Origin of the sequence: Flavobacterium sp. UBA6195, assembly GCF_002422095.1 — a bacterium.
Classification (GTDB): domain Bacteria; phylum Bacteroidota; class Bacteroidia; order Flavobacteriales; family Flavobacteriaceae; genus Flavobacterium.
In genome coordinates this window covers 1-11,022 of sequence record NZ_DITB01000055.1, presented here as the reverse complement: position 1 = coordinate 11,022, position 11,022 = coordinate 1, and the positions used below count along the sequence as shown (strand labels likewise).

6 protein-coding genes are annotated in these 11,022 nt (G+C 33.3%); 3 read left to right on the top strand and 3 right to left on the bottom strand.

What is annotated here, in order from left to right:
• The first annotated feature begins 71 nt into the window (after positions 1–71).
• The 3 genes from B4I81_RS04390 to rluF all read left to right on the top strand — a co-directional run bounded on the left by B4I81_RS04390 (position 72) and on the right by rluF (position 2,883).
• On the top strand, positions 72–1,166 hold the full coding sequence (locus B4I81_RS04390; protein ID WP_291108115.1) for a Nif3-like dinuclear metal center hexameric protein: 1,095 nt from the start codon (positions 72–74) through the stop codon (positions 1,164–1,166).
• A gap of 2 nt (positions 1,167–1,168) precedes the next feature.
• Positions 1,169–1,948, top strand: a complete 780-nt coding sequence (locus B4I81_RS04385; protein WP_291108112.1) for a zinc ribbon domain-containing protein — start codon at positions 1,169–1,171, stop codon at positions 1,946–1,948.
• A gap of 146 nt (positions 1,949–2,094) precedes the next feature.
• A complete protein-coding gene (rluF, locus tag B4I81_RS04380) occupies positions 2,095–2,883 on the top strand; it encodes a 23S rRNA pseudouridine(2604) synthase RluF (protein WP_291108110.1) in 789 nt (262 codons plus the stop codon).
• Between the two features lie 3 nt (positions 2,884–2,886).
• On the opposite strand, the gene B4I81_RS04375 is transcribed toward rluF, so the two are convergent.
• From B4I81_RS04375 to B4I81_RS04365, 3 genes are all read right to left on the bottom strand, one after another.
• Positions 2,887–5,037: an erythromycin esterase family protein gene (locus tag B4I81_RS04375; RefSeq protein WP_291108107.1), complete on the bottom strand. Its 2,151-nt coding sequence runs from the start codon at positions 5,035–5,037 to the stop codon at positions 2,887–2,889.
• A 72-nt stretch (positions 5,038–5,109) separates the two neighbouring features.
• The gene (locus B4I81_RS04370; protein ID WP_291108104.1) at positions 5,110–5,607 is read right to left on the bottom strand and encodes a GNAT family N-acetyltransferase; all 498 of its coding nucleotides are present in this window, start codon (positions 5,605–5,607) and stop codon (positions 5,110–5,112) included.
• A gap of 69 nt (positions 5,608–5,676) precedes the next feature.
• Positions 5,677–11,022, bottom strand: a 5,346-nt coding sequence (locus B4I81_RS04365) for a T9SS type A sorting domain-containing protein (RefSeq protein ID WP_291108102.1), incomplete at its 5' end; no start/stop codon positions are given.

Below are 11,022 nucleotides of genomic sequence, written 5' to 3'. Positions count from 1 at the left end.
TATGTCCTTTATCATTTCATTTCTAATGGGTATTTCGTTAATTTGTATAAACATTTTTTAAATTTCGTATCATGAAACTTTCCAATATACTTTCGATTCTTGAAGAAATGGCGCCACTAGGTTATGCCGAAGATTTTGATAATGTAGGGCTTTTAGTTGGAAACCCGAATCAAGAAATTGATGGCGTTTTAGTTTGTCATGATGCATTGGAATCGGTAATTGATGAAGCGATTTCGAAAAAATGTAATTTGGTCGTTTGCTTCCACCCTATTTTGTTTTCGGGAATTAAGAAAATCACGGGCAAAAATTATGTGGAACGTGCAATTTTGAAAGCTATTAAAAATGACATTGCAATTTATGCCGTTCATACCGCTTTGGATAACCATCAAAATGGTGTGAACAAAATTTTCTGTGATGCGTTAGGTTTAAAACATTCGAAAGTATTGATTCCGAAAGAAAATTACATTCAAAAATTAGTTACTTATACCATTCCAGAAAATGTTGAAAAATTGCGAAATGCCTTATTTGATGCTGGCGCTGGAACGATTGGAAATTATGAAGATTGCAGTTTTAATTCGAAAGGAATTGGAACTTATATGGGAAATGAAAATTCGAATCCAGAAATTGGCGAACGTTTTGAATTTGTAGAAAACGAAGAAATTAAAATTGAAATGACGTTTGAAAAGCATTTGCAAGAGAAAATCTTGAAAGCTTTATTCAAAAATCATGTATATGAAGAAGTGGCATACGAAATTTATCAATTGGAAAACAAACATCAAAATATTGGTTTGGGACGCGTTGGTGAGTTCGAAAATCCACTTTCTGAAACCGAGTTTTTGCAATTGGTTAAAGAAAAATTGCAATGTGAAGGTATTAGACATTCCACTTTTACAGGAAAATCAATAAAAAAAGTAGCCGTGTTAGGCGGAAGCGGAAGTTTTGCTATAAAAAATGCAATTTCCTCAGGAGCAGATGCTTATCTTACAGCCGACTTAAAATATCACCAATTCTATGAAGCTGAAAATCAGTTACTTTTGGCTGATATTGGACATTTTGAAAGCGAAAGATTTACAAAAAATTATATTGTTGATTTTCTTAAAGAAAAAATCACTAATTTTGCAATCATTTTATCAGAAGAAAATACAAATCCAGTTAAGTACTTTTAAATATGGCAACAATCAAAGAGCTAAGTGTAGAAGATAAGTTAAGAGCCCTTTATGCTTTACAACTAGTTGATTCTAAAATAGACGAAATAAGAAATGTAAGAGGAGAATTGCCTCTTGAAGTAGAAGATTTAGAAGATGAAGTAGCAGGACTTTCTACTCGTTTAGAAAAACTAAAAAGCGATTTGGAGACTATTGACGACCAAATCAAAGAAAAGAAAAATGCTATCGACGAGCACAAAACTGCCATTAAAAAATATTTAGAGCAACAAAAAAACGTTCGTAACAATAGAGAATTCAACTCTTTAACTAAAGAAGTGGAGTTTCAGGAATTAGAAATTCAATTAGCTGAAAAACACATTAAAGAGATGAAAGCTTCTATTGAACACAAAAAAGAAGTTGTAGCTCAAACTAAAGAAAAATTAGACGGTAAACAAACGCACTTAAAACATAAAAAAGCGGAATTAAGCGATATTATGGCTGAAACTGAAAAAGAAGAAAACTTCTTATTAGGTAAATCAGAAGAATTAAGAGGTCAAATCGAAGAGCGTTTATTAGCAGCTTACGACAGAATTAGAAATAGCGTAAGAAACGGTTTAGCGGTTGTTTCTATTGAGCGTGGCGCTTCTGCTGGTTCCTTCTTTACTATTCCACCACAAACACAAATGGAAATTGCAGCTCGCAAAAAAATCATTACGGATGAGCATAGTGGTAGAATTTTAGTAGACGGTGTTTTAGCTGACGAAGAAAGAGAAAAAATGGAAAAATTATTTGCTAGCATCTAATTGAATCCTTTTCCAAATAAATGAAAGTCCTTTTTTTAAAAGGGCTTTTTTTGTTTTTAAACGCAAGGAAGAATAGTCATCATAACTCTCAAATTACTATTCACTAATCACTTTTCACTTTTCACTAAAAAACCTATCTTTGCTACATGGAAGAAAACACAGTACGTATCAACAAATATTTATCGGAAACGGGCTTTTGTTCACGAAGAGAAGCCGATCGATTAATAGAGCAAGGCAGAGTTACTATTAATGGGAAAGTTCCTGAAATGGGAACAAAAGTAGCTCCTGGTGATGAAGTACGTGTAAACGGTATTTTAGTAGAAGAAAAGAAGCAAAAACATGTGTATTTGGCTTTCAACAAACCCGCTGGAATTGAATGTACTACCAACCAAAAAATCAAGGATAATATCGTAGATTACATCAATTATCCAGAGCGTATTTTTCCTATTGGTCGTTTGGATAAAGCCAGTGAAGGTTTGATTTTTATGACGAGTGATGGCGATATTGTAAACAAAATTCTTAGAGCAAGAAACAACCACGAAAAAGAATACATCGTAACCGTAAACAAACCGATTACCGACCGATTTATTGACCGAATGGCAAACGGAATTCCTATTTTGGAAACGATTACCAAGAAATGCAAAGTAGAACAAATTAGTAAATACGTTTTCCGAATTATTTTAACACAAGGTTTGAATAGACAAATTCGAAGAATGTGTGAATATTTGGATTACGAAGTAACAGCTTTGAAACGCACCAGAATTATTAACATTTCTTTAGATGTTCCAGTAGGCAAATACCGTGAATTAACTGATAAAGAAATTACCGAATTAAACCAACTAATTGCACCCTCTAGTAAAACAGAAGAAGCAAGTTTACCAAGCAATAAAGGTAAGTTTACTGGGAAAAGGAATTATGGGGAGAGGAATAGATAGTTTTTAAAACTTAAAATCATTCCAAAAACCAGCATTATATTTTACTTTTTCAAATGAATGTTCTTCATCCTTATTTTTTATTAGTTTTGGATTTTGAATATTAAAATTCTTCCAACTTGAATTTACTGTTATTTCAAATTCTTCTTTTTCAGATGTATTGTTGTAAACATTCCCAAATAAAACACTTGTAGATTGTATAATGAAATAGTACTCACCAATCTTTGTGAAATCTGTAAGCATGGATTCGTTTTTATATTCTTTTGAAGTGTATTTTGATAACAAATTTTTAAGATTAAATCCTTCTCTAAACTGTTCTGGGAATTCGGTTACAGACCAATTTTCGAAAATCTTTACAATGGCAAAATCTTTTTTATTCACGTACAAATATCCTGAATAGTCACTTAAGAAAACACGTCTGGTAAAAGTGGAATGATTTCTTGGCGATGAAAAATGAATCACAAAGACTTCTTCATTGTTGTATATCTTAGTTTCTTCAATTTGAAAAATAAATTTCTTAAACTTTCCTTTTTTCAAAAAAGGAGCATATTTTATTGGACAATTGTACATCAAACCATGATATTCTCTTAAACTTTCCGACAGAAAATCGCTTTTCTTATTCCATCTTAACTCTTTTATTTTTTTGGCACTTCTGTTGATATGATTGACGTAACCTAAATCATATTGTTCGGCGATAAAATCAAAATCGAGATAAGTAATAGTTGAAATTTTGGCTTGTATATTCGTTTTCATCGATGAACTAAATGGATTATCAGGATAATTTTTTTCCAAAGACTCAATAACGTTTTTCATTACCTGATAAGCCGTTCTTTTTCCGTAAATGACAACTTCGTTTAAATCTGTTTTCTTAAGTTCATCATCTTTAGGCTCTGATAGATTAGTCGTTTGTATATCTTTTGTTTTAAAAACTTTATTGTCTTCCACTGAATCTATTATAGAGGAAGGTGTAACACTTCTAAAATAAAAATAACCATCATGTAACTCATTTAATTTACTTTCCACAAAGGTAATCGGGCTAAAAAGTCTGTTCCATGCTAAAATTTGCATTTTGCTTTGGTTTGAAGAAATGAAAATATGAGGTGACGTATTTTTTTCTTTTAAGAAATACTCAAATGAATGCTTTTTAATTGGTGTTTCGTGCCATTTATTTTGAAGATAAATTGAATCCTCAGCCGTTACTGCAGCTAAACTGTACACTTTGTTTTTTAGTTCTTTTTTAATGTAAGAACCCATAGACACAAACTCTTTCAATATGGGCTCATTAATTGAACTCATATTATTTACGAAATGTGCATTGGCTCCCCAACAAATTATTTTAGCTTCTGGATTTTGTTTTAAGTAGGCTAATAAATTATCCGCCATTTGCTTGTCGCGAATATTGTCGTATGAAGTTGTGTTGAAAGTGCTTAAAATCTCTTCTTTTGTAAAAGCATCATGACCTAATTCTAAAAGACTTTTTACGATTTGATTCCAATAAAACTTTTCTTCAGAATCTTTTTGCTGACTAATTTTAGTTTTAAATGATGTTAATTCGGTTTTAAATTGCTCATAAGAAATATCTTCTTCATCAAACATACCAGAATTAGTAATCGATTCTAAAAGCAATTCAAAATCTTCTTGTTTAAATTTTATTTTATAATTGACTCTTTTAGCATACTCAAAAAAATCTTTAGTAAAATTAACCGTTCCATTATTACCCGTTATCTGATAATCAAAACCGAAAACTTTCAAATCTTTTTTATTCAGATCATAAAAATCGATAAAACTTTGAAATTCGTTTCTTTTTGCCCAAATTGAAAATAACGAATTTGCAAATGCTTCTTTTGTATTTTGTCCTTGATTAATACTTTTTTGAGCATTCCACAAATCGTAAATTCCAGATTCAAATGCGATTGTATTAAACCCCATTTCTTGATGCAAATATTGAACGATTTGGGTTTTCATTTCAAACACATTTCCATCAAAATGCGTATTTTCTCCAAGCATAACCACTTGAACATCTTTTAATTCTTCTTTTAAAAAACTAAAATCTGTGATTTCAGGTTTTTGTGAAAGATTTATTGTTTTTGGATTGAATTCTTGTGCGGATAATATTAAACTCAATAAACTACAAAGTACTATTGCTATATTTCTCAAATTAGTTGGCGGTTTGATCACTATTGTTAAAATAGTAAGATAAGTTATATAAATAACGAGGAAATTATAATTTTATTGCACTATATTAATCTCCATCACATAATCATCCATTACATAACCATTTCCAATATCAATTACTTCGTCTTTTACTTTTACAAAGCCTAGTTTCGTGTAAAAATGTATGGCATTGTTGTATTTGTTTACGTTTAAGAAAATGGCTTTTTGGTTATTTTCGATTGCTTTTCCTTTTACCAATTCAAAAAATTGTCTTCCTAAACCTGTTCCTTGAGTTTCAGGTAACACGTAAATTTTATGAATTTTTGTTTTGTTGGGTTCGCTGTTGATTTCATAGGAAACAAAACCTACGTAATTATCGTTATCATCTTGTGCTAAATAAAAAACGTGTCCTTTTTGTACTAATTCGCGTAAAGCAGGTTCGTTATAAAACTTGTCAATCATATAATCCAATTGCGATTTGGATAAAATTTCTCCATAGGCTACAGGCCAAATTTTCTTGGTTAAGTCGATAACCACATTTAATTGTTCTATTTTACAAAGTACTATTTTCATACTGCTAAAATAAAAACAAAAAGGGCCAACCTCGAAAGATTGACCCTTTTTTATTTAAAAAACTTAACTTTATTTTTTAATTACTTTAATCTCTGTTTGGTTTCCACCTGCGTTCACTTTTACAATATACATTGCAGCAGCTAATTCAGACATGTTCACCTCAACTTCAGTTTGATTTGGCATAATTTGTTTCACCAATCTTCCACTTAAGTCATAAACGTTAATAGCAGTAATTTCTTCATTATATCTAATTGATAAAATATCTGCAACTGGATTAGGATAAACCGTTAAAGCATTCATATCAAAAGAAGAAGTTCCTAAAGTAGCAACATCAAAACATGTACTTCTTGTAGTACAACCGTTTTTAGTTACGTCCACAGCATAACTACCAATTGCAGTTACTGTATATGATTGTGAAGTTTCACCAGGAATAATAGTATAAACTGGACCAGCACTACAAGTGTACCATTGGTAAGTTGCACCAGCTTCAGCAGCCGTTAATGTGTCATCAACACGAGTTATTGTTGTATCTGGCAAAGCACTCACAGTAACACTTACAGTATTACTTGTAAAACATCCTGTTGCTCCAATTGTTGCAGTAGCTGTATAAACTGTTGTGCTAGGAGTTGCAGACTGTACATAAACTGTTGTTGCATTTGTTCCTGTATATGGAATTGTTGCACCTGCATCAGTAAATAAATTAGTTACTGGAGACCAAGTAATGTTAGCTGTTTCTAATGTAGAAATTCTAAGATTTGGTCTAGTTGTAGTAGCTGTAGGAGCTGTTGCATTAGTACAAACATCAACTGTACTATCTTGTGAACGATATAAATTTAAACCTGCAGCCACAACTGTAGATTCAACAGAAATAGAGTTCGCGCTAATACCACCTCCATTATTATTGTTAAAACAAGTTTCAATTAATAAACTAGACACACCATCCCAAGTTAAAGGAGTTGAAAGAGCAAAATCAATATTTCCTGCACCAGTACTAGGAGTGTAATTAGTTGGTGCTAAAACAACGTTAGTTGCACCTGGGATAAATGCTGTTCCTAAAGTTGTATTAGAAACAAATCCTGCATTAATTGTAAAGTTATTCAATACAAGAGGAGTTCCTGATAAAGCAACATATCCAATTGAATTAATCCTTTGTCCAGCTGCCATACCTAAAGCTGTTAATTCCGCAGGTGTATAAAGTGCTTGAGTTTTCGAACCGCCATAGAAACCTCTAAAAGGAGTTGATGCTGTATTAGTTGACGTTCCAGCACCTAATTTTCCAACTACACCTAAAGTTCCACCAGTAACAGCTAAACTTTGAACTGTGTTAACACAAACAGAAGGTGCTGCTGGAGTAATTGTTACACTCGTTGGCAATGGATTTACGTTTACAGTAAATGTTGCAGTTGTTGAACACAAAGCTCCAGAAGTCTGAGTAGCTGTTAATGTATAAGTTGTAGTAGTTGTAGGATTAAAAGTCCATCCTGCAATTTCATTTCCACTTACACCAGTTGCTGGACTCCAAACAAATGTATTGTAATCCGCAGAACCAGCAGTTAAAGTTACTGTACTTGAAGAATTTCCTGAACAAATTGTTGTATTAGTTCCACTTAAAGTAAGAACTGGTGGAATAGAAACTGTAGCTAAAACAGGAACTCTTGGCGATGAACAAGTGCTTGTTGTTGATAAATTATAGAAGAAATAATAAGTCCCTGTTGTTACACCACCATTGTCGGAAGAAGTAACATTCACAGATCCATTGTTATATGGAAATGCTAAATTAGTAGAACCTCTAACCAAACTAACTCCAGTGTAGGCTTTAACTAGAATTTTGTAAGTTGTACCTTGAACTATGTTAAAGTTCAACGGAATTGCTGTTGGAGTTGTTGTACCACCAGCTGCAACATTTATATTTCCTGTAGCATATAATTCTACCCCTGCAGCATTAGTTACTTTTACATTTATCGTTCCTGCTGTCGTAGAATATACATCAACTGAATTTAATGTTGTGGTTTGTAATGCAGTAAAAATAATTCCCCAATCGGTAGTTGAAAAAGTTGTCCAAGAAGCTTCAGGAGTTAATTTTCCACCATAAAAATTACCACCAGTAGTTTCTGCAGCTGCATAATAAGTAGTAGTAGTAGAAATTGAAGGTGAAGTAAATGATGTTCCTGATCCAAGAGAAGTACCTCCTGTTGAATTTGCATACCAATTAATTGTTGCGCCCGCGTTTGCAGTAGCACCTAAAGTAACTGTACCCGTTCCACAACGTGAAGCCGGTGTAGAAGTTAAAATATTATTAGTAAATGTAATTTGCACTGGAGCTGATGTCGCAGATGACGGGCCTGTAGCACAAGTTACAATACATTGATAATATGTTACAGCAGTAGGAGTAGCAGTATAAATCGCATTGTTAGCACCTGAGATATTGTTATATAAAACTCCATCAGAAGAACTTTGCCATTGATAAGTAACTCCAGAACCTGTAGTTAAATTTTGTAAACTTAAAGTAACCGATTCTCCTAAACAAACAGTAGAAGACGATGCAATAGTATTTCCAGGTGTTGGAGTACCACTACAAGCATTTGAATCAGCATAACTTAAGAAACCTGTATAAGCAGCACTCAATACAGGAGTAGTTGATTGCGTTGAAACTCCTGCAACAGCAGTAGCAACAGACCCAAAAGCACTTGTATATTCACCACTAGCAGAAGGTGCTTGAACTGGAATACTCGTAGTTACAATTCCAGCATCGCCCAATCTAACATTGATATTACTAATCGTTCCTGATGCTAATGGTAATTCCCATCTTCTGTTCGTTGCCATATTTGCAATTGCAGCATTTAGAGTTCCAGAATTAGTATCAAAAGTTTCAGCTTTCATAACAGAAACCGCTGTAGTAGCTGGCGCAGCCCAAATTGGGGCATAAGTTGTTTTACCTACAGGGAATAAAATATAATTTGTATTAGCATTTGCATTAGCAATCGTTCTAGCGAAAGGTCCTCTAACCATGTTAGTAGCACTTGGCGTACCTGCTAAAGTTCCAGCTGCAGTTGCAGTACCTAATGTTAATAAATTTGTGTTAGTAGTATTAATAATACCAGAAGTCATTGTTAATGTACCACTAACAGATAAAGGTACATTTATCGTAACACCTGTAGCATTAGTATTATTAACCGTTAATGAAGTTAAGTTTGCGGTAGGCGCAGCAGATAAGTTTCTAAATACTCCTGTACCACTAATAGTTTGTGCATTTGTAGTTGCAGCAACAGTACCATTTAAAAAATTAGACAAACCTAATAATGTAGTAGATGTAAAAATACCATTATTAGTAATATTACCTGCAACGTAAGATGAAGGAAATACAATTTCAGAACTAGCATGTATTAAAACATTGCCACTAAAACCTAAAGGCCATGAAGTAGTAACTTGTCTATTTGTTCCTCCGAGAGTATTTACTTCTAAATTACCAAACAATATCCTATTAGATCCAACGTAAGTATCTAATCTAAATCCATTAGTAGCATTACCACCAGCATCTGTTGAAACACCATCACCTAATTTAAGTGTATGTGTATTTGGAACATTCACATGTGCTGTACTATTATTATAAGCAATAGTATTTGATGCAGTAGTATTAGCGTGTGGATCCAAAATAGTTAAAGCACCACCTGTCCAGTTAATAAATTGAGAATTTAATTGAACAATAGCTGTAGATGCAGCTACAGAATTTGCTGCATTACCACCATCATTTCCGTCAACTAGAATATCACCTCCACTTTGATTGAAAATCGAAGCAGCATTATGAACCATATTTCCATTAACAACTAAAAGACCCCCTGAAACAGTTAAAGTACCGTTATTAGTTAAAGTATTATTGTTTAATGTACAACCCACTGTTAAATCACCTCCAGATACAACTAAAGTACCTCCTGTAGCAATAGTAACACCTTTTGCAAAATTACCAGAAGTAGATGAAGTTACTGTATGTCCGTTTGCAATTACAGCTATGTCAGCACATGTAGGAACAACTCCTCCATTCCAAGTAGTTGTTGAATTCCAATCTCCTGATGCAATTGAAACAACTGGTACATCAGCAGCATTAACTCCAAGATATAATCCAGTAGCTGATGTTAAATCAGCAGTTGTAACTCCACTTCTTTGACCATATGGAGCACTTGATGTATTAACATGAGTTCCTGATAAAGCTACATTTTGCCCTAATACTCTTGCTCCAGTTGCTGTAGTAAAAAAGGCACCCGGAGTAAACATTGTTACCCAGTTAGAAGCTGCTGCAGGAGTTGTACCATCTAATGTAACAACAAAATTCCCGTTCCATCTATTAGTTATAGTAGCAGCACCATCTGTAATATTTAAACCTGTAGTACTAGTAGTAGCATTATTGTATGTTACTGCATATTTACCTCCAACCGTAGGAGTTGTTCTTCCTAGATAAAAAATTCTTTGCTCCCCTGTTGGTGAGTAAAAAGGATATCTACCTGCAGCTCCTGTTGGTATTGTTGTAGGGCCTGAAGTGGTATACCCTGTTGCTGCTGAAGTCCACCATCTAGAAAAAGTTCCGTTTAAAAAACCTCCGTTAGTAAATGCGAATGTGTTACCTGTTGAAGTTGCACTAACACCATAATTAATTTTATTACCACCTAAATCAATCTTAGCATTTGATATTGTTAAATTATATTCAACACTAATATCATCAAATCCCCAATTAATATTTGGAATTGCAGTTGATGTATTACTAAAAATTAAATTTCTAATTTTATTGTTAGCAAATGTCCCAGAACCAGTAATTGATTGAACTGTAGTTCCATTTAAAGTCAAACTTCCTGTAGTTGTTGCACCAATTGACAAATCGATATTTCCATCATTCACAATATTTCCAGTAACAACAATTGCTTTACCTGTTGTACCATTAAATACAAGAAATTCAGCACCAGCTTCTAAAGTTAAATTCCCATTAACATTAAAAGTTGTTGGTGTTGCACCAAACTCTAAAGAGCCTTGAACGGTAAGATTATTAATTGACAAACCTGCAACATCAAGTGTTACTGTATGAGCTGCAATTATTGCATTATCAACCCCTGTAGGTACTGAATTTGCATCCCAAGTAGCAGGATCAGACCAGTTACCATTGGCAATAGAAATAAAAATACCTGGAGCATTTGTTACCTGAGAGCCCGATATTTCAGAAGAGAAAACTGCCTCTGTTATTGCTTGAACTTTGTAGTAATATAACGTACTTGGAGTTAATCCAGTTTGTATTAAATTATAAGCTCCTCCTGTAGCAGCTGTTGTTGTTGATGCAACTGTTGATGTAACAACATTAGCAGTAAAAGTTGCATCTGTAGCTCTCGTTACTAAAAACCCAAATTCATTAATTGAATTATCAACCCAGTTTAC

What these genes read in the sequence shown, in the direction of transcription:
- rluF (WP_291108110.1), top strand. Translation starts at nt 2,095, where the DNA reads ATGGAAGAAAACACAGTACGTATCAACAAATATTTATCGGAAACGGGC.
- B4I81_RS04390 (WP_291108115.1), top strand. Translation starts at nt 72, where the DNA reads ATGAAACTTTCCAATATACTTTCGATTCTTGAAGAAATGGCGCCACTA.
- B4I81_RS04385 (WP_291108112.1), top strand. Translation starts at nt 1,169, where the DNA reads ATGGCAACAATCAAAGAGCTAAGTGTAGAAGATAAGTTAAGAGCCCTT.
- B4I81_RS04370 (WP_291108104.1), bottom strand. Translation starts at nt 5,607, where the DNA reads ATGAAAATAGTACTTTGTAAAATAGAACAATTAAATGTGGTTATCGAC.